Source organism: Microcoleus sp. CAWBG58 (assembly GCF_020883045.1).
Taxonomy (GTDB): Bacteria; Cyanobacteriota; Cyanobacteriia; order Cyanobacteriales; family Microcoleaceae; genus Microcoleus.
Genome location: NZ_JAHRFA010000024.1, coordinates 71,141 through 91,697, shown reverse-complemented (window position 1 = coordinate 91,697; position 20,557 = coordinate 71,141). Strand labels below are relative to the sequence as shown.

General features: G+C 44.8%; 17 protein-coding genes and 1 tRNA gene. 15 read left to right on the top strand and 3 right to left on the bottom strand.

Annotated elements, in window-relative coordinates; translation table 11 throughout:
* Window positions 1-843 (bottom strand): hypothetical protein (locus QZ918_RS13305; protein WP_293335746.1); only part of this gene is annotated, 843 nt, incomplete at its 3' end.
* Window positions 844-1,522: 679 nt separating this feature from the next.
* Between QZ918_RS13305 and QZ918_RS13300 the strand changes: the two genes are divergently transcribed.
* The 6 genes from QZ918_RS13300 (at window position 1,523) to QZ918_RS13275 (ending at window position 11,839) form a co-directional block, all read left to right on the top strand.
* Window positions 1,523-2,197: a sigma-70 family RNA polymerase sigma factor gene (locus QZ918_RS13300; protein ID WP_293335743.1), complete on the top strand. Its 675-nt coding sequence runs from the start codon at window positions 1,523-1,525 to the stop codon at window positions 2,195-2,197.
* Window positions 2,194-3,360: a DUF1822 family protein gene (locus QZ918_RS13295; RefSeq protein ID WP_293335740.1), complete on the top strand. Its 1,167-nt coding sequence runs from the start codon at window positions 2,194-2,196 to the stop codon at window positions 3,358-3,360. Before QZ918_RS13300 ends, QZ918_RS13295 begins: the two co-directional genes overlap by 4 nt.
* Window positions 3,361-3,517: 157 nt before the next feature.
* Entirely contained in the window at window positions 3,518-6,004 is a 2,487-nt protein-coding gene (locus QZ918_RS13290) for a CHASE2 domain-containing protein (RefSeq protein ID WP_293335737.1), read from the top strand.
* Entirely contained in the window at window positions 5,997-6,812 is an 816-nt protein-coding gene (locus QZ918_RS13285; protein WP_293335734.1) for a DUF928 domain-containing protein, read from the top strand. The genes QZ918_RS13290 and QZ918_RS13285 overlap by 8 nt, the downstream gene beginning before the upstream one ends.
* Before the next feature lie 317 nt (window positions 6,813-7,129).
* Entirely contained in the window at window positions 7,130-10,465 is a 3,336-nt protein-coding gene (locus tag QZ918_RS13280) for a CHAT domain-containing protein (protein WP_293335731.1), read from the top strand.
* A gap of 297 nt (window positions 10,466-10,762) precedes the next feature.
* A complete protein-coding gene (locus QZ918_RS13275; RefSeq protein ID WP_293335728.1) occupies window positions 10,763-11,839 on the top strand; it encodes an RNA-guided endonuclease InsQ/TnpB family protein in 1,077 nt (358 codons plus the stop codon).
* 236 nt (window positions 11,840-12,075) lie between these two features.
* On the opposite strand, the gene QZ918_RS13270 is transcribed toward QZ918_RS13275, so the two are convergent.
* Both QZ918_RS13270 and QZ918_RS13265 read right to left on the bottom strand, forming a co-directional pair.
* Window positions 12,076-12,160, bottom strand: a tRNA-Ser gene (locus tag QZ918_RS13270).
* Window positions 12,161-12,194: 34 nt separating this feature from the next.
* On the bottom strand, window positions 12,195-13,109 hold the full coding sequence (locus QZ918_RS13265) for a TIGR04168 family protein (protein ID WP_293335725.1): 915 nt from the start codon (window positions 13,107-13,109) through the stop codon (window positions 12,195-12,197).
* 203 nt (window positions 13,110-13,312) lie between these two features.
* Here QZ918_RS13265 and nadA point away from each other — a divergent pair, with 203 nt between their 5' ends.
* The 9 genes from nadA (at window position 13,313) to QZ918_RS13220 (ending at window position 20,456) form a co-directional block, all read left to right on the top strand.
* On the top strand, window positions 13,313-14,281 hold the full coding sequence (gene nadA / locus QZ918_RS13260) for a quinolinate synthase NadA (RefSeq protein ID WP_293335752.1): 969 nt from the start codon (window positions 13,313-13,315) through the stop codon (window positions 14,279-14,281).
* A 604-nt stretch (window positions 14,282-14,885) separates the two neighbouring features.
* Window positions 14,886-15,512, top strand: coding sequence for a TIGR04282 family arsenosugar biosynthesis glycosyltransferase (locus QZ918_RS13255; RefSeq protein WP_293335722.1), 627 nt, complete (start codon window positions 14,886-14,888; stop codon window positions 15,510-15,512).
* A gap of 534 nt (window positions 15,513-16,046) precedes the next feature.
* Window positions 16,047-16,763, top strand: coding sequence for a TIGR04283 family arsenosugar biosynthesis glycosyltransferase (locus QZ918_RS13250; RefSeq protein ID WP_293335719.1), 717 nt, complete (start codon window positions 16,047-16,049; stop codon window positions 16,761-16,763).
* 114 nt (window positions 16,764-16,877) lie between these two features.
* Window positions 16,878-17,387 (top strand): photosystem I reaction center protein subunit XI, encoded by a 510-nt coding sequence (locus QZ918_RS13245; RefSeq protein WP_293148482.1) that lies wholly within the window; start codon window positions 16,878-16,880, stop codon window positions 17,385-17,387.
* 57 nt (window positions 17,388-17,444) lie between these two features.
* Window positions 17,445-17,561 (top strand): photosystem I reaction center subunit VIII, encoded by a 117-nt coding sequence (locus QZ918_RS13240; protein WP_293148481.1) that lies wholly within the window; start codon window positions 17,445-17,447, stop codon window positions 17,559-17,561.
* Between the two features lie 108 nt (window positions 17,562-17,669).
* A complete protein-coding gene (locus tag QZ918_RS13235; protein ID WP_293148478.1) occupies window positions 17,670-17,990 on the top strand; it encodes a hypothetical protein in 321 nt (106 codons plus the stop codon).
* Between the two features lie 192 nt (window positions 17,991-18,182).
* Window positions 18,183-18,737 (top strand): hypothetical protein, encoded by a 555-nt coding sequence (locus QZ918_RS13230; protein ID WP_293335716.1) that lies wholly within the window; start codon window positions 18,183-18,185, stop codon window positions 18,735-18,737.
* Window positions 18,738-18,873: 136 nt separating this feature from the next.
* Window positions 18,874-19,761, top strand: a complete 888-nt coding sequence (locus QZ918_RS13225; protein WP_293335713.1) for a hypothetical protein — start codon at window positions 18,874-18,876, stop codon at window positions 19,759-19,761.
* 137 nt (window positions 19,762-19,898) lie between these two features.
* Window positions 19,899-20,456 carry a DUF2996 domain-containing protein gene (locus tag QZ918_RS13220; RefSeq protein WP_293335710.1) on the top strand — a complete coding sequence of 186 codons (558 nt, stop codon included), beginning with the start codon at window positions 19,899-19,901 and terminating at the stop codon, window positions 20,454-20,456.
* Window positions 20,457-20,557 lie beyond the last annotated feature (101 nt).

Here is a 20,557-nt window from a genome sequence, read left to right as displayed (position 1 = left end):
GTCATCATCGTTGTCATTACCAGCAACGGGTGCAGTCACAGGTTTTGGTGGCTTGACAGTACGATCGACATTATCAACATCGTCATCATCGTCATCATCGTCTTTGTCATTGCCAGCAACGGGTGCAGTCACAGGTTTTGGTGGCTTGACAGTACGATCGACATTATCAACATCATCATCACTGTCATCATCATCGTCGTCTAAATCGTATTCCGGCCAAGGTTTGAGTCCTTGCTTTAAGCCTTTACCTGTGGCAAACTCAAATACTTGCTGAAAGCTAATGTTTTCGATTCTAACTCCATAGAATTTAGCGATCTCCTGAATGTTTTGAGTTGTGTAAGTCTCAATCTCAAACTGTGGCGACAACGAAAAACCTTCTTTCATTCCTACATCTTTCAGGTGTTCAAACAACTCTACACCTTCTAACTCATCTAAATCTTCGTCATCATCGCCGTTGGCTTGTTGGTAATATTTGAGGTCGATAAATGGAGAAAATTTTCGCAATTCTTGGAATCCCTTTGTGGTCAGGTGTTCCAATAATTCCACACCATCTAAATCATCTAAGTCGTCGTTAACTTGTTGATAATATTCGAGGTCGATCAATGGTGAGAATTTCCTAAACTCCTTCAAGCCGACATTCTTTAAGTGTTGATATGACTCTTCATCATCTAATTTAGATAAATCAGGATTCAGTCTCCGATATTCTTTGAGGTCGATCGCAGGATTGAATTGGCGGCCTTCTTTTAAACCAGACTTTAGAAAGTGTTTTTTGAGTTGGTCATCGTTGAGGTCTTGTAAATCTTCGTTATTAGCGCGGTAGAAATCTAGATTAAGTAAGCTCATTTGACTAATTCCCTGGTGTTTTGTGTGAATAGATTGCTTTAACCTGGTTGAGATAGTTCGTTGCAACCGTGTATATCTGTAATACGTTTCTCAATCCGTGTTTTCGCAGAAAAGTTTATGAAAAATCAAGAAAAAAGTTTTTTGATTAAAATTGCGAAAAGTGTTTTTGTCGATCGTATAACTAAAAATTTTCTATAAAATCCCCAAATGCGATCGGGGCCAGACAGGGGACATTACCCCTATATGCACGCCATATATGACTGATTCCTAGGCTGTGCCTGGGCATCCATATCTAGAGGCTCTGGCTCGCTGGTTGCGAGAGGCGGAGCTTCCGGATCTGCATTACCAGGCTCTGCCTGGTAACGAGTAGATAAGTAGATATATGGTAAAAAGTAATTGTCTGCGATTGTTACCAATCATATCGGTAAGAATCCTGAAGATTCGCCATTAAGGCAGGCTCTTGAGTTGCACGCGGATTGGAAAATTTGTCGGCTAAATAATCCACTTGTGCGAAAAATAACTCCGAGACTCGTACAAATAAGCAAGTGCGTTATAAATGTTAAGTGGCAACACAGAGGGATAAAATCCTGATCTGTGTGCGCCTTCTAACTTCAGAATTCTGCATCTAGCTACCTGAAGGCTCGCGCTAATGGATGATACGCACCCAATTCGTTTTTTTATGGATGATTTAAATGATTTACTCCGCCAATTGGTTGCCGAAGCTCGTACTTATCCCCCTGAAAGTGTCGATCGGCGGCAAAAGCTCAATAAGATTATTCGCTTAGTCACAAAATCTGGCAAATTGTGGAAAGAATACAGCGATTATTACAATGATGCTGTGCAGCAAATGTGGGAATATTGCTGTCAAAATTTAGAAGAGTACGATCCAGAACTTGCCAGTGTGATTACTTGGTTGGATAACTATCTCAAGAAACGGCTGCGGAATTTTCGCGATCGCAAATATCGAGAATTCAACCGCCAAGCTTCTCCCCTGCAAACTGACGAGCAAATATTCGATCCTTTGGATCGCGTTCCTGCTAATCCTGATATCAATCCAATTCTTGAAATTTGGCACAAAACTTTAGAATGGGTGCAGGCAGATCCGGAGGGAGAATTGCAGAAAACTTGCTTTAGAAACCGCCCAGAAATTAATTGCCAAGTTTTATTTTTGAAACGGTTTCCCACAGAAACGCCGTGGAGCGAAATCGCTGCTGAATTTTCACTGACAGCAGCAGAAGCCAAGGATTTGCCGAAGTTTTATAACCGCAGGTGTTTGCCTTTGGTCAGAAATTTTGGCATCGCACAAGGATACATAGAAGAAACAGACATACCAAAAAAGAGAAAAAAATCATGATTTATGAATCTGAGACTGATTTGTGGATTCCGCTACCGATTACTGAAGATTCAAAAAGACTGGCTCAGCAGTTCGCAACAAACCTCCCCAATCCTCAGAAAGCTGAGCAGGTTTATTTGAATACTCTGGCTGTTTGTACGGTAAATAATTACTTGCGGATTGTTGGTATTCCCACGAATTTGAACGCGGGAAATAGCTGGAATTCAGCAGCACGTTTGCTGGCAAATGTTGCCGATTTGGAAGTGACGGGTTTGGGTACTTTGGAATGTCGGCCTATGCGGAAATCCGATCGCTTTTGCTACGTACCGGCAGAGGTTCAAGATGAAAGACTCGGTTATATTGTGGTGCAAATTGATGAGGAAGAACAGCAGGCAACGCTGTTAGGATTTACGCCGTCCGTGGAGAGTGAAGAATTGCTGGTGAGCGATTTGCGATCGATCGACGATTTTCTCGAATATTTAGTCTTGCCAACACCGCAAACGGCAAAACAGCCGATCGATCTAAATCGGTGGTTGCAAAACATTTTTGATGCTGGTTGGGAAACAGTAGAAATGCTGCTGAATCCGCCGCAGTTGGGCTTCCGGGGCGAAACAGCCGTGGCAGAAAGGCCGACTCAAGAGGCGATCGACTCTGTAATTGGTTTAACAAAGCCCGATCGCACAGAAGCAGTTCGCCGTCAAGCAGCCGGTGTTTTAGGAGAAATGGGTACGGGCAATGTCGGTGCGGTCAGTGCTCTGGTAGAATTGCTGCAAACAGCTCAAGATCTGGAAACTCGGTGGCAAGCGGCTTTGAGTTTGGGAAAAATTTCTCCTCACCATCCGCAAGCCGGTATCCGGAGAGCAAGAGCGATCGATTTAGGACTAGAATTAGATGGTTATACAGTTGCTTTAATCCTCGCCATTATGCCACAAGCAGACGGCAGAATTAGTGTATTTCTAGAAGTTGAACCCGCTGGAAATCTTGCCGTTTTGCCACCAAATCTCAAGCTGAAAGTTTTGTCAGATACAGGCGAAACTCGTCTAGAAGTTTCCGCCCGAAGTGACGAATTAGGCCGTGGTAAAGATCGATCGATCGGCAAGCGTTTTACTCCACCACCCGGAGCTTGTTTTCAAGTACAGGTAGAATTAAATGATGTTATTTTTACAGAAGTTTTTGCAGTCTAAATCTGATAGGATTTATATTTTGCAACATTCTCAAGAACAGGCAAGATGCCTGTTCCAAAAAGAGTAGTGAATTTTTTTGTGGGTTGGGTATCCTGCCCGCCCATAAAAAAATATTACGATCGCAAGTAAAATATCTCCAAGCAACAGGAAAACTTCTATGGGTCGAATAGCGGTTTTAAAAATTGGTCAGGGCAGTTTCGAGCAAGGATTTGAAGTCTTGCTGCGAATTAGTACAGACGACGGCCGCCTGTTAACAGAAATTGAAGGCAATTTACTGCCCAACCCCGGAATTGAGGGATTTTATATTAGTTGGCAAACCCTTTTTCGCAGGCTAAAAATGCCCGATCGCCAATACAACCAGTCTCAGCGCGGCTTTGACGACGATTGGGAAATTGATGACACTTTGCCGACAAATCGTGCTACCAGCGACGACGTGGAAGTTTGTCGCCATTTGGTGCGAGATTTGGAAAGCCGCATGAAAAAATGGTTGCAACCCTCTGCTGATGAAAATTGGCAAAAAATTAGAGAAAGGCTGGCCGCCGAGTTAGCTAATAGTTCAGATGAAATTCGCCTGGTAATCCAAGCGAGAAATCCCCTACTGTGGAAATTGCCCTGGCACGTTTGGGATTTATTAGAACTGTACGATATAGGTATTGGTTGTGTACTGCCAGAATATACGGCAACTTCTTTAGAAAATAGTCATCTAAAAGTCGATAAACAGGTTAGAATTCTAGCCGTCTTTGGAGATGATAGCAATATAAATTTGCAGCCAGATCGAGATGCTATTAATGATTTGCCCGGTACAGATTCATTGTTTTTGCAGCAGCCAAACTCCCAGGATTTTATTAGAACTTTGCGCCAAAAGCAAGGTTGGGAAATTTTCTTTTTTGCAGGTCACAGTCAAACGGAAAGTGCAACTGGTAGGATTTATATCAGCGACAAAGAGAGTTTGAGATTGGATGAATTTAAGAATGGTTTAAAAGAGGCGATCGCGAATGGTTTAAAAGTTGGTATTTTCAATTCTTGCGATGGTTTGGGATTGGCACAGGAGTTAGTTGGATTGCGAATTCCGGTTGCAGTTGTGATGCAGGAAGCTGTACCGGACGAAGTGGCACAAGCATTTTTAAAAGAATTTTTGTCAGAATATGCGGCAGGCAAATCTTTGTATGCGGCGGTTTGGCAAGCACAGAAAAGGTTGGAAGATTTTCAGCATTTACCCGGTGCAACTTGGTTGCCAATGATTTTCCAAAATCTGACGGATGTGCCTCCGAGTTGGCAGTTGCTGCAAGGTACAAATAGCGGATTATCCGAGGTTTCAGCTCAAAAATTTACTGCTAATGCAAACCGATCGCTCTCAAATGCGATTATAGCACGGCGTGGCAGTATCAAAACAGTATTTGTAGCGCTATCAGTCAGTTTAATCGCAGCATTTGCCATCATAATTATTCGAGATATGGGAGTTATAGAACCTTTTCAGTTGAAAGTTTTTGATAGCTTGATGCGAACAAGACCTATGGAACCTCCCGATCCGCGCATCCTCATTATTGAAGTTACTCCAAAAGATGTTAATGCTCAAATTCGCCCGCCTGATGAGGGGAAAAGTAAATCACTTTATGATAGCTATCTCGCTAGAATTTTAGATAAATTAGCAACTCTCGAACCACGGGCGATCGGGTTAGATATTTATCGGGATTATAAAATTCAAGGCAAGTATAAAAGTTTAATCGATCGCCTGCGCCAAGATGACAAACTAATTACAATTTGCCAAGTAGGAGAAAATGCCAGCAATACCGGACGTTCGCCTTCCCCAGATGTTTTGCAAAATAGCCAGAGGAGCGATCGAGTCGGATTTAGTGATATTGTAGTCGATCGCGATGGAGTGATTCGCCGCCATTTGTTAAGCTTAACTCCACCCAACGATCTCAAAATATCGCCTTGCCAAAGTCATTTATCTTTTAGTTTTTTAGTGGCACTGCGTTACCTTCACGACGACGGTATCACCGCCAGCGAAACATCAGACGAAAGACCGCAGTTTAAAATTAATAATGTAGTTTTGCAGCGGCTCAAACCTAATGCAGGCAGCTATCACAATATCGATGCAGCGGGAAGTCAGTTGTTGTTAAACTATCGAAGTAGTGGCAATAATATTGCTAGGAAAATTTCGTTACTAGAATTTTTAAACAATCCAGTCGATCGCAATTTAGTCAAGGATAAAATAGTCTTAATCGGTACAAGCGATGAAGCATACGGAGACTTTCACTCGACTCCCTACGGTAAAATGTCAGGAGTCGTACTCCAAGCCCATAAAATCAGTCAAATTCTCAGTGCTGTCGGTGGAAAAACTCAAAGGCCTTTATTAAAAGGGTGGCCACAGTGGCAAGAAGATATTTGGATTTTAACTTGGGCTTTGGCAGGAGGATTGCTAGCTTGGCAGTTTCGCGCTTTAATAGCGATCGTCCTTTCATTTCCAATGCTCGGAATTCTGTATTATTGTTCTTACACGCTATTAATTCGTGGCTGGTGGGTGCCCTTGCTGTCACCATCTTTAGCTTTAATTCTTGCTGCGGGTGTAACTGTATTGACCTACAAAATCCAAAAATATAGAATTGCCAAACTTTTATCTTCTGAGGTGCAAAATGAATAATCTACGCCAATTTTATCGAAAAAAAACGTTACCATTAATTCTGGCACTAATTTTTGCTGATTTATTCGGTTTGATGCTGGAAGTGCGATCGCAAACCGTTCCAAAATATAATAACACCTTCGCCACAAAGAAAACTAATCAAAGTAAAAGAGCCAACCGATTTCAAGCACCTCCACCCCCATCAGGAAGAGACGAAAGACCCGTCAAAAGAAAGGATGCGGGCAGCAGTGGTTCCTGCGAAGGACTCAAGTCACAACAAACAGAATTTCTCACCGCCTTAGTTCCCAAACAAAATTATCAAGCATTAACAGTCGCTAGCCATCCTACTTTCTGGTTTTACATTCCTTTCCCAGCCCAGAATTTTCACTCTCTCAAATTCCGACTAGAAACCGCAGATGGATATCAAGTCACAGTCAAACCAAAAAATGAAAAACCCGGTATAGTTAGCTTCACATTACCAGCCACACAAAAGCCCCTCGAAGTTGGCAAAGAATACAAATGGGCATTGTTTCTTTACTGTCAAGATTCGGAACAAAAATCTAGCAGACCCGTGACATTCTTTGTCAGCAGTTCAATTAAGCGCATTACCCCAAGCAACCAACTAGAAAACGAACTGAAAGCAGCAACTACAGAAGCAGCAAAATCTGCGGTTTACGCTCGAAACGGTATTTGGCATGAAGCTTTAACCCTAATCGGAAATCGCCGCCGTGCCGATTCCACAAATCCCGAACTAGCCCGAGATTGGGCAAATTTGCTATCATCAGTACAACTCGAAGATATTGCGACAAAACCATTTATAGATTTATGAAAAAAGTAGTTGCTGATTTTTATAATAAATCTCAATTATTCATACAAATTTGTAGGGGTAGTGCCCCCGTGCCTACCCCCGAAAGATTGGGGCAACCACGGGGGGATTGCCCCTACGATCATCAAATTTGTAGGGGTAGTGCCCCGGTGCCTACCTCCGAAAGATTGGGGCAACCACGGGGAGATTGCCCCTACAATAATCAAATTTGTAGGGTTAGTGTCCCCGTACCTACCCCCGAAAAATTGGGGCAACCACGGGGAGATTGCCCGTACAATAATCGCACAAATAATTTATGGTCACTATATAAGTCGAGTAAATTGTTATTTGCTGTTGCTTGCGTCAATGTAATTACCATCCAAAAAGTACAAGGACAACCAATAATTCCTGCCGCTGACGGTACGGGAACAACTGTCATTCAAGAAGGCAATATTTTCCAAATCCGAGACGGCAGTCTTTCCGGTGATTCAGTCAATCTTTTTCACAGTTTTCAACAGTTTGGATTGAATTCAGGGCAAATTGCTAACTTTCTTTCCTATCCCCAGGTTCAAAATATCTTAGGTCGAGTTGTCGGCGGTGACGCTTCGGTAATTAACGGAATTCTTCAAATTACTGGGGGTAATTCTAACCTGTTTTTGATGAATCCGGCAGGCATTGTTTTCGGCCCCAACGCTCAACTCAACATTCCCGCTAGCTTCACCGCTACAACTGCTAACGGCATTCAATTTGGCGATTCCTGGTTTAACGCTGCTGGTGTCAACAACTATCCGATTTTAATCGGCACTCCTACAGCTTTTGCTTTCACTATGCCGCAACCCGGTGCGATTTTAAGTGCAGGCAATTTGAACGTGCGATCGACTAATAATTTAACTTTGATTGGCGGTACAATTGTCAGTACGGCAGAACTGTCTGCACCGGGAGGTAAAATCACTCTTTTTGCTGTCCCCGGCCGAAATACTGTCCGAATTTCTCAAGAGGGAAATTTGCTAAGCTTGGAAGTTCAAATGCCACCCATAACGGGAAATCAGCCCCTAGATTGGCAGCAACGAATTGCGACATTGCAAGATTTGTTGCTGACACCAAACAGCAGCCGTTACGAACTAGGAATGGGCATCAACCGCCAGGGTCAAGCATTTCTCAGAGTAACAGATTTGCCTGTAGAAACAGGAGATGTAGTGACAGCAAATATCAATACATCTCCCGCCCAGCTTCCGGCAATTGGCGGGCCTGTCAACATACAAGCTGTTGGTAATATTTCAGTTCAAGGCAATATTAATACTTCGGCTAGTTCTAATACTAATGAAGCGATAGGTGGCTCGGTTAATTTGGGCGCGGGCAGGAATATCGCAGTTTCGGGTAATATTAATACTTCGGCTTTGTCTGCTACCGGAGCTAACAGTACGGGCGGTGAGGTTACTTTGCAAGCTGGGGGAAATATTACAGTTACGGGTAATATTGATGCTTCCGCAAATTCGGGGGTCGATCGCACTTCTAGCGATCGTGTTAATGTAGTACCTGAACGTGGAGCCAGACAATTAGATGATGATGACGACGATGATGATGATGACGATGACGATGATGACGTAGCAGCACCAGCACCAGTAACCGCCCCAGCACCCGCACCCGCACCCGCACCAGCCTCCGCACCCGCACCCGCACCCGCACCAGCCTCCGCACCCACACCCGCACCCGCACCAGCCTCCGCACCCACACCTTCACCCGCACCAGCCCCAGCACCCACACCTTCACCCGCACCACCGCCCGCACCTTCACCCACAGAAACTCCGACAGAAACTCCAGAAACTCCAGAAACTCCAGAAACTCCAGAAACTCCAACTCCTCCGACTGGTGATAATGTAATTAATCAAATTCCGAATAATGCTAGAGGCGGTGGAATTCGGTTGCAAGCTGGTGGTACGATCGCCACTGGAGAAATCACTGCTGCTGCTGCCGGTTCCGATAACAATACAGTCGGTGCAGTTACCGTCAATCCCAATCGTAACCCCGTCAATAATTCACCCGCTACCAATCCAGTAAATTTACCAACAACTAATTTATTCCCCCCGACAGTGGCCCCGGCAGACAATTCATTCAATCCCGAAAATATACCAACAACGGATTTATTGCCGATAAATCCTGTAGATGCCACCGCCAACAATCCACTCACTGCAACTCCCGATGTTTCCATAGCAAATAACTTGCCTAATGTCAATCCTTTAAGTGAGATTAACAACCAAATTAACAATCAGTTTTCCGCGATCGATCGCCCGGAAGTTTCCACAAACATTAACACGATCGCACCGCCATCATTTTCGGAGGCCGAAAGATCGATCGCACTTAGTCAAAGCTTAGAATGCGTCCCGACAAACGTCAGCCTTCCCGCCGTCGAAGAAGGCTATACAAAGGAATTTGAAGAATATTTAGGCAGTCAAGCCAACAAACCGACATCAACACTCTCAGATACTTGCGAAATGCTCGGTAGGATCGCCGCCCTTACCGACACCAAACCAGCAGTAATTTATGCTAAGTTTGTCCCCACAGTGGCTAATTCTAAATCCACCGACCAACTAGAACTAATACTCGTAACATCACGAGGTCAATTTATCAGCCGCCGTCCTTTCGGAGCAACGCGCAGTCAAGTCGAAGCAGCAGCTAAAACATTCAGTGCTGGCATTGAAGATATCGAGAAAGTGGAATTTGAAAGTTTGAGCTACTTGCCTGCTGCTCAAAAACTGTATGGCTGGTTAATTGAACCGTTATCAGCAGAATTGTCAAGAGAAAAAATAGACAATTTATCTTTCATTTTAGATGAAAAACTGCGATCGATTCCCATCGCAGCTCTCCATAGCGGTCGAGATAGTAAAAGTCTCAATAGCGGGCAGTTTTTAGTAGAAAAATACGGTGTAGGTTTGATGCCAAGCCTCACCTTAACAGATACTCGATATACAGATATTCGGAGTGCCAAAGTTTTGGCAATGGGAGCATCGGAATTTGCACCGGATCAAGGTCAAACTCCCTTACCCTTCGTACCGCTGGAATTATTAGCCATTCCAAAACAACCTTGGCAGCCTGTGTCTTTTTTGAACGAAAAATTCACTTTAACAAATCTCGAAACCCAGAGGAAAGCGCAGCCTTTTGGAATCGTTCATTTAGCAACTCACGCCCAGTTTCAATCTGGTTCCTTAGAAAACTCTTTCATTCAGTTGTGGAATGATAAATTAGAGTTAACAGATGTCAAACAATTAAGCTGGAACGATCCGCCAGTTACGCTATTGGTACTGAGTGCTTGCCAAACTGCTAGAGGCGATCGAGAGGCAGAATTGGGATTTGCGGGATTGGCATTTAAGGCAGGAGTTAAATCTGTTTTGGGTAGTTTGTGGTATGTCAGGGGGGAAGGAACCCTGCCACTGATGGCGGAGTTTTACCACCAGTTAACTGAAGGTAAAATTAAGGTAAAAGCGCTGCGCGAGGCTCAAATGGCGATGCTGCAAGGTAGAGTAAAAATCGATCGCGATGGTCGAATCTCGATCGACAATCAATCTCGAATGTTATCCAGCGGAGAACCTCTCAAGATAGATTTAGAGTTAAGCGGGGATGTGAATTTATCTCATCCCTACTATTGGTCTGGGTTTACAATGATTGGCAGTCCTTGGTAATCCGCCCCCCGGTTGCATCTAGATTGTCTGTGATATGGTGTCCGCTGGATTAACCGCACTACAAAAAGTTCGTAAAAAAGTTCGTAGTGCGGACTTCAGCCCGTAAAATGCTGCGGAATGTGAGGGCGCACTACAAACAATTTTTGTTATCGTAATCGATCGAACATGATATGAAGAGAGCTAGTACCTAGCTAGCGAATAAATAGACAAAATGGTACACTTCTAGACAAATCTACGATGTACCATTACAAAATGTGACAGAATTAAACGAAGAAATGAGCGTGTTGAGGTCGAACAATGCTTTTGTCCATCAAAACAAAGTTAAAGCTGAATAGGGGTCAAGCAACGGTTATGAGTAAGCACGCAGGAATAGCAAGGTTTACTTATAATTGGGGACTGGCTACTTGGAGCGATCTTTATAAAGATGGATTAAAGCCCAATAAATACCTGCTCAAAAAGTTCTTCAACAATCATGTAAAACCTGAGTTTACATGGATAAAAGAGACCGGAATTTGCCAGAAGATAACTCAATATGCTTTTGACAATTTAGGTGATGCTTTTTCTCGTTTCTTCTCAAAAAAAGGTGGATACCCCAAATTCAAAAAAAAAGGGCATCACGACTCTTTCACGATTGATGCAGGTGGCAAGCCGATCCCCGTGGGCGGTACGTCTATCAAGCTGCCGACAATCGGCTGGGTAAAAACCCATGAAGGATTGCCACATACTACCTGTAAGTCAATCACCATCTCACGTACTGCCGACAATTGGTTTATCGCTTTTGCTTACGAACAAAGTCACGAACCAACGGTCAAAAGTCATGACATTGTAGGAGTTGATTTGGGAGTAAAAGAGTTGGCTACCCTTTCAACTGGTGTAGTATTTCCGAACCCAAAGCACTATAAAGCGCATCTGGCAAAACTCAAGAGATTATCAAGAGTTCTTGCGAGAAAGGTCAAAGGTTCTGTAAATAGATATAAAGCTAAAGTCCAGTTAGCTAAACACCATGCAAAGATAGCAAACAAGAGAAAAAACACTCTACATCAAGTCACTACTTACTTATGCAAAAACCACGCAACAATAGTAGTAGAAGATTTGAATGTCGGTGGGATGCTAAAGAATCACAAACTAGCACAGGTAATAGCTGATTGTGGATTCCATGAATTTCAACGTCAGTTAGAGTACAAAGCTAAAAAGTTTGGTTGTGAGATAATCGTTGCTAATCGCTGGTTTCCATCGAGTAAAACCTGTTCAAATTGCGGACACATTCAAGATATGCCACTCAAAGAAAGGGTTTACAACTGCGGAAGCTGTGGCTATTCAATGGACAGAGATTTAAACGCAGCGATTAATTTATCGCGGTTGGCTAAACCGTGAAAGCTTACCGAGGGATAGCCGCTCCCATGCTCCCGATGAAGTAAGAAGCAAATGTCTAGACTTGTCTAGTTTTTGTATAGCAGATAGCATATTCGATATATATGTGGTGCAGGCGATCGCGGGTTCTCTCCCATCTAAGGTGCATTGCCACCCGCAAACAAGCAAGTTTGAGCCAAGATACCCCAAGCGACGCACCCTACAAACTGAAAGTCTTAGCAGGAAACAACAAAAAACAACGGAGAGGGTGGGATTTGAACCCACGGAACCTTTCAGTTCACCTGATTTCAAGTCAGGCGCATTCGACCACTCTGCCACCTCTCCAAGCGCATAGATTTCATCATACCAGCAATCGTCGCTAACTACAAGCTGTTGCAGATTCAGTCTGCCGGTAAATAATTTGTTCTCTTTGCACCGCGAAATCTTCCCCTACCCAGACTAAAGACATTTCCGACACTGTTCCTTTTTCCAGCAGGACGATCGAGAAATTCCGCAATTTCGAGCACTCTTGCTCCACAATTCGCGGTACACTGGCCGCATTCAAATACACCGTACCCTTCGCACTCACCACTGACTTCCGCAACTCGTGCTTAGTGTGTCGCAGTTGATGGTGCATATGACCAAAAGTTACCAGAGGTATCCGCTTACCAGAATTGCGAGTTCGATCGATCGCCGAGGCAAAATCCGGGTCGCCCCAATCCCCTCCCAGGGGCTTCCAATCACGCCCGCAGGGGTCTTCAGCAGCCTCTCCCAGCCCCGTCGGGCCCGTGTGACCAATAAAAATCACATTTTCGCAATCCGCATCTGCGGCCGCCCCTGCAATTAGCCTCGCCGACTCCTCAAAACTTTCTACGCCAAACCACTCCGAATAAAAATCGTTGTACTTCCACTCCGAACCCCCCCAAGTAAACGGGCGGCTTCCCACCACGGTTATATCCAATTCAGGAAAATCCTTTTTCCCATAACCGACGTGGGCTTCTCCCATTAAATCTAACTGCTGTTTTACCCGATTCTCAACGGTGCGATCGTAAGGACACTGACTGCGGCCCCACTCCGTCGCCGTATACCAAGCGTCGTGGTTCCCAAATACTACTGCTTTCGGAATGTCCAAAGATGCGATCGCCCGTACCACCTCCACCGACTCATTCCCAAAATCCCCCACAAACAGGGCCAAATCAACGCCAAGATGCTTCAGGGCCTCGCCGTCTTCCGCTTCCCAGCAATCGTGAACGTCCCCCACCACCGCAATTTTGATAGATTTAGTCTCATTCATTTGATTTGTCATGCGCGATCGATCCCTAGCCCCTTCTTAGTTCACTGTAGACTTTTTGCACTCTCCCCCAGCCAATTTTAGATTTGAAATTTGAGATTTAAGATTATGTCAACCCAACCACCCGCTTACCACAGTTTTTGGTGAATTCAACTATAATTCAAAATATTAAGTCCAGCCGCCACCTTCCCCGGAATATTTTAACCGTGTTTAGCACCGCACCTGCTCAAAACTTGACCCAAACCAGACTGCCCGACGACTTGTTCGCAGCAATTAACGCCCTCAAACAAGAGTTAAACGCCGTCATTCTCGCCCACTACTACCAAGACTCCGACATTCAAGACATCGCAGACTTCATTGGCGACTCCCTCGAACTTGCTCGCAAAGCAGCCAACACCAACGCCGATGTCATAGTTTTTGCCGGAGTTCATTTCATGGCGGAAACCGCAAAAATCCTCAATCCCGACAAATTAGTATTGCTACCCGACTTAAATGCAGGGTGTTCCCTCGCCGACAGTTGCCCGCCCGAAGCCTTTGCAGCTTTCAAAGCCGATCGCCCAGATCATGTAGTTATTTCCTACATTAACTGCACCGCCCAAATCAAGGCAATGAGCGACATAATCTGCACCAGCTCCAACGCCGTCAAAATTGTCAACCAAATTCCCAAAAACCAGCCGATAATTTTCGGGCCCGATCGCAATCTCGGCCGCTACGTCATCGAACAAAGTGGCAGACACATGGAACTCTGGCAAGGAGCCTGCATCGTCCACGAAAACTTCTCAGAAAAAAAGATAGTTCAACTCAAAATCGAAAATCCCGAAGCCGAAATCATAGCCCATCCAGAATGCGAACCTCCCGTACTTCGCCACGCCAATTATATCGGCTCAACCACCGCTTTGCTCAAATATTCTCAATCCAGCGATCGCCAAGCTTTTATTGTCGCCACCGAACCGGGAATCATTCACCAAATGAAAAAGCAAACACCGCACAAACGCTTTATTCCCGCTCCTCCTAACAATAATACCTGTGCTTGCAACGAATGCCCGCACATGAGATTAAATACTTTGGAAAAACTATATCTAGCCATGAAAAATCAAACCCCCGAAATTACCATGTCTCAAGATCTGCAACAAGCAGCCTTGCGACCCATCCAGCGAATGCTAGAAATGAGCTAAAAATCAATAAATAATTGTCAATCAGGTTAGTAGTGAGGACTTTAGTCCGCATCAGGTTAGTAGTGAGGACTTTAGTCCGCATCAATTACTAGAATTATTCGTTTTTACTACCAACTTTTTTAATCGCAATCGGAGGCACTTGACAAAAGACCCTCTGACTTACAGACTCCATTATACCTCTTGCAAAAATCGGAAACACCCTGAAATTATCTGCGTTTATCTGCCTTTATATGTGTTTGTATGTCTGAGATATGCCGTTTATGTATCAATCAAAGACTGATACAATAGGTCTCTTTTCCACCAGCAGATCTCCCACCCAGAAAATATTAGCATTGATGTGCATTCATTGGCTGTTTCCTATTGTATTAAACACTGAGGCAATTGGGGAAATCTAATTTTTGTAAAAAGCATTTCTTTGTTTAAATGCGAGCTTAAGAGTTAGCGTATTGTACAACTCGCGATATCTTAATCTCGCACTATAAATGCAAAACAGAGATGCTCCAGAGGTCATTCAAGTAAGAATGCGCTAGCAGACTTGGAGTTGGCGGACTAACTCCAAATCCTTAACTCATAAATCATTCCCAAATCTAACATCTAACATTGTATGATTTCCGAAAAACTGATTGTTTTTACCCGCTATCCTGAACCGGGCAAAGCCAAAACTCGACTAATTCCTGTGCTAGGAAAAACAGGTGCTGCCAACCTGCACCGCTTGATGGCACAAAAGGCGATCGCCCGCGCCCTCTCCCTCTCCCTCCAAAACTCCGGGCGATTATCAGTTGAAATTCACTACACAGGCGGCAGCCAGCAACAGATGCAAGAATGGTTGGGAACAGATATTATTTATCAAAATCAAATAGAAGGCGATTTGGGTGCAAAAATGACAGCAGCGTTTCAGCAATCTTTTAATTCAGGGGTTGACAAAGCTGTAATTATAGGAACTGATTGTCCCGCTCTGAAAGTAGAAATCATGGCACAAGCTTTTGACAAACTGAGCCAGCACGATTTAGTTTTAGGCCCGGCAACAGACGGAGGTTATTATCTGATCGGGCTGCGCCGATCGATACCGGAATTGTTCAACGGAATTAAGTGGGGAACCAGTGAGGTATTTGCTTCTACGCGGGCGATCGCCCAAAACCTCGACCTCAATATTGCTTATCTTCCCACTCTTGCCGATATCGATTTACCGGAGGATTTACTTCGTTTAGATCTTAGTATTTTAAATAAATAAACTATATTCATGCGATCCGATCGATCAGAAATTCTGATCTTTTATTTATAAATAATACTTGATTGTGAAACCACAAGGTCATAATATAGTAATTGTATTTGTCTAACCAAATGCAGCGGTTAGACAGCGCTTGCGACAATAGTCGCAAGCGCGAGAAAAAGCCAAAAATTAGCAAATAAAAGCAAATAAATTAGTAAATAATCAAACTAGGGACAGTTTTTGATTGTCAATCTTAGAATCAGGGTTTCAGGGCGATCGAGAACGAGGGCAACGCTTGCCAGACACAGGAATTACCTGCGGGAAATCAAGGGTTATCAGACGCGGAACTCAAAAGGCAAGTTCGCGATCGCACTTTGCGACAAGAGTGAAACCCGGTTTCTTCGTATATTTATCGTGACCAGAAAGTAAAATTCGTAGAAACCCGGTTTCTATCCGCCCCATGTGTCAGCCATCAAACTGTCGCTACCTGTTGAAATAACAGATAAGCTTTGTACAAAACCCGCCCTCTCTCTCTCCAGCGGTGATCGATTCTCTATGCCGCCCGAAAATCTCAATCTCAAAATTTCCATTATCATTCCTGTCTTAAACGAAGCAGCTATAATTGCCTCAGTCATCTCCACCGCCCAAAATGCCAAAAATGTCGAAATTATCGTCGCCGATGGCGGCAGCAACGACGGTACCGCAGAAATAGCAACATCTTTGGGCGTCCGAGTTGTCTCCAGTAGCCAAGGCCGCGCCACTCAAATGAATGCAGGTGCGGCCTCGGCTACTGGAGATATTCTGCTGTTTCTCCACGCAGACACTCTTTTGCCTCCCGGCTACGACTCTGGCGCACGCCTTGCACTAGCCAAACCCCAAACAGTCGCCGGGGCCTTTCAACTCAAGATTGATGCCGGTACGCTCTCTCTGCGGCTGGTAGAAATAGGGGTAAACTGCCGATCGCACTTTTTGCAAATGCCCTACGGCGATCAAGCCATTTTTCTTTATTCATCTACCTTTGACAAAATCGGCGGTTTTCCTGACTTGCCCCTTATGGAAGACTTTGAATTCCTGCGGAGGTTGAAAACACAAGGCCGCATCCAAATCGTACCCCAACAAGTCCTGACATCCGCCCGCCGCTGGCAGCAGCTTGGGGTACTCAAAACCACCGCCATCAATCAAATAGTAATTATTGCTTATTTTTTCGGAGTGTCGCCCGATCGACTCGCTTTCTGGTATAGGAGACAAAAGAAAAATTCTTCCCAAAACTAAAGAATAGTGAACTTTTCTAAAGCTAGCAGCCAATTATGCAAATAGGAAACACGTCCCTGCGTAAAATATGACTTGAACGCCTCAATTTTTACGCACAGCGAGGAAAAAGAGAATATGGCCGATCCCAGAGATGCAGAGCTTATTAAACCCTTTAACGGCGACCCCTTCACGGGTCATCTCGCAACTCCCATCAGTGCTTCTGATTTCACACAAGCATTCATTGGGAATTTGCCCGCCTACCGCAAAGGACTCTCACCCCTAGTTCGAGGTTTAGAAATCGGTTTGGCACACGGTTATTTCCTTGTCGGCCCCCAAATCGTCTTAGGCCCACTGCGGGATTATCCAGAAGCAGCTAATCTCGGCGGATTAATTACAGCCCTCGTCTTAGTTCTGCTCGGCACAACAGGTATGTCTGCCTACGGTTTAGTCTCTTTCAAAAATGACAATAGCAGCTACCCAAGCGCCAATCCCATGACTCCCGAAGCCCTGAAAACCGGCGAAGGCTGGAGCCAGCTCACTGCTGGTTTCTTCATTGGCGGGATGAGCGGCGTCTTTGCTGCCTACTTCTTACTCGAAAACTTTAACGGCATTGATGCCATTTTCCGGGGTTTAGTCAACAATTAGACTCCACTCCCAAATATCCCTGTTGGAACGCACTAACTTTAGTTTGGAGAATTTGATATGACAGGTTCCTACGCTGCTTCTTTCTTGCCTTGGATTTTGATTCCGGTAGTTTGCTGGCTGATGCCGGTTGTGGTAATGGGTTTGTTGTTTATTCACATTGAAAGCGACGCCTGAGCTTTACCCACAAAGCAAGAGCTAAGTTGGAATGCCGAAATAACATGATTGACGGACAATTTCTCTGAAACCTCTAGATAAATCTAGGGAAAATCAGCGAAAATTGTTTTGAGATTGCTGGCAATCAAAAAACTTAGTTTCTTTTACCCCATCCCCAGAATTGATCTGTGGAGCAATCTTTCTTTCTTCTTCCTTCAAAACTCGCAATTGCAAAAAATCCTCTGCCTGCGGGCAGAGGATTTTTTGGCAAAGAACACAAATCACTCGCTGGGGGAAGACAAATTGGTAAATCGTGAGCCACACTTGTTATCAGAAAATTGGGTTAAAAACCCCGTCCTTTCAGGACGGCTTTTTACCATTGTTAAGTACAATGACAAATCCATCTCCACAAATGAATATGGTAGAATAACCACATCAGACAAGATGTAAAAACCTACCCCCTCCCGGTGGGAAAGTCTACGCCCAAAACATTTTTGAGGAGATATGACTGCGCACTCTTTTGTGCAAACGTGGTCAGCCTGGGAACCCTAGCAATAGGGATATTTTGACCCAAAAGTCTTAAGAATCCTCGTACCTTTAGGTCGGGGAGTGTCAAGGAAACCTACTAATGAGGAGAGAGCAATGCAATTTCCCCCCGCACGCCGAATCTTAGCTCCATTCCTGATCTCGGTACTGCTGCTCGTGACTTCCTGCAGTCAGACTCAGCCCCCATCCCGCTGGGACAAAGCCCAGGAGGAAAGCACCCAAAAACCTGCTAAAACCAAGCAGACAAATGCTGACAAATCAACTGCTCAAAGTCAAAACCTCCCCAAAAAGGCAGTTGCAGGTGGCAAATTAAATAAATACTTCCCTTCTGCTGGCGGCGGATTCGATCGCGTTTTCGCTCAAGAAAAATCCGGTTTTGCTGAAGCTAAACTAAACAAAGGCGGCAAAAATGTCGCGGTGCTTTCGATTAATGACATCGCCGGCAACCCCACCGCTGGGGAAAAATTTAAGGAAAGTACCAAGCAAATTAGCGGCTATCCCGCCGTCAGTCAGGGTTCTAACATCACTGCTGTTTTAGTGGCAAACCGCTATCAGGTGAAAGTTCAATCCCGCGATCCCTCTTTTACCGCTAGCGAACGCGAAGCTTGGCTGTCAAAATTTAATCTGAGCGGTCTTGCTAGTGTGAAATAGCAGTGTCTCAGATCGAACTTCTCGCCGGACTCTAGCTCTGGTGCTATCAAAACTAAGTCTGCCAGAATCAGACTGTGAAGTTCTTGCCACCTACCAAAAGTAATACCTTTGATTTCTGTTCAACAAGGAGTTTTTTGTGAGCAAAACAGTCTTTGAATTAGTCGATCAACTTCCTAAAGACAACATGACTGTCAAAGCCCTACGAGCGCTTGACTTTGTGGTTCCAGGTGAGTGGAACAATTTAGTTGGCTTTGAAAATACGATTCGTACAGTTACTGGGGAAACTGACGAAGATATGATCCAGCAAATTGGCGATCGTGCTATCACCCTCTACAACGATAAATCGGAAGGCTACCAGCGCGCTCTGTGGCTTTACCAAACGATCGACAGTGCCTCTAGCGCCCTCGGTACAGCAGCCCTCGCCAACAAAGTCGCCCAAAATGTGCCGTTTTTGTCCGTGCTGGGAAATCTCACCCCCAAGCCTGAAAAAGCTCAGACGATCGACCTTTCTCTAAAGTTAGTCACTGAATTGCTCGCTTTTTGCCAAATTAACGGCATTCCTGGCGACAGCATCGGCGATTTTGCCGGGGCTTTGGGCGACTACGGCGGTGAATCCCTGATGCGGATGGCTGCTTTGGTTTGTTTTGATGGTTTGATTCCCCTGGGCCCAGACTTTATCCTGATGACTCAGGATTGGATTGCCAAGCTGTCCCCCAGCGATATGCAAGACAATCCGGCGTTTAAGTCGATCGGCTCTATGATTCCTGGTGGTAATCCCGCAGGCCAACTCGGCTTTATCGGCGAAAGCTTTAGCTCGGTTTCCGGCTGGATGGGCTCTTTTGTGAGCGATCGAGGTTTGACTCCCGAAAACGTCCTCGGCAACTTGCAGAGTTTTGTCGAAATTTCTGCCGATAAGGTGGACTACGTGGGCGCTTTCCTCGACATGACTACCAATTACTACGAACACACGGGCGTTCAAACTCTCGCCCGCCGTTTGATTGAACGAGCTGTCGCTGAGATTTAGAATAATCATAGTCCTCAGTCATTAGTCATTAGTTCTTGGTTACAGCGTGCGATCGTCCCCAAGAGCGATCGTGAGTCTGCTGACTGCGACTAATGACTGCTGACTCCTGTACCAATAACTTTTACAAGGAACCGTCAATGCCAGAAGAACCGCAAAATCCTACCGCTGGCGAATCCGAAACTCCCAGTGCGAGTTCCGATACACCCCAGACAACAGATCTTCCCAGCACTAACAAGCCCCCTGCGGCAGCTAAAAAGGCCGCAGCCAAGGCCGCTGACGGCGATAAGCCTCCAGCTAAAGCTAAAAAGGAAAAAGCACCCGCTGTTGAAGACAAGCCCTTTGCGGAATTTATTCAACAAGATTATTTGCCCGCCTTGCAAACTGCTTTAACTAAACAGGGCGTTAAGGATTTAGATGTGAGTTTGACCAAGCAAAAACTCCCCGTTGCTGGCATGAGTTCCGCCGGAGATTGCTGGCAGGTAATTGGTAAATTTCAAGAAGGTCAACGCCAATTTAACTTGTATTTTCCTCAAGAAGATATTCAAAGTCAAAGAGCATTTTCCTGCGCTGAAAATAACACAAAAACCAGCACTTTAGAGCCTTTTTTGATAGACGAGCGCAAGATTACCCTAGACCTCATGGTCTTTGGTGTCGTCCAGCGGCTTAATGCTCAAAAATGGCTAAATCTTAATTAGTTAATTGGGGATTGGGCATAGGGCATAAGAAATTAGCCCGCATAGGGAATTGGAAATTATCACTAGCCAATAACAACCAATTCCCAATTATATCACATCCT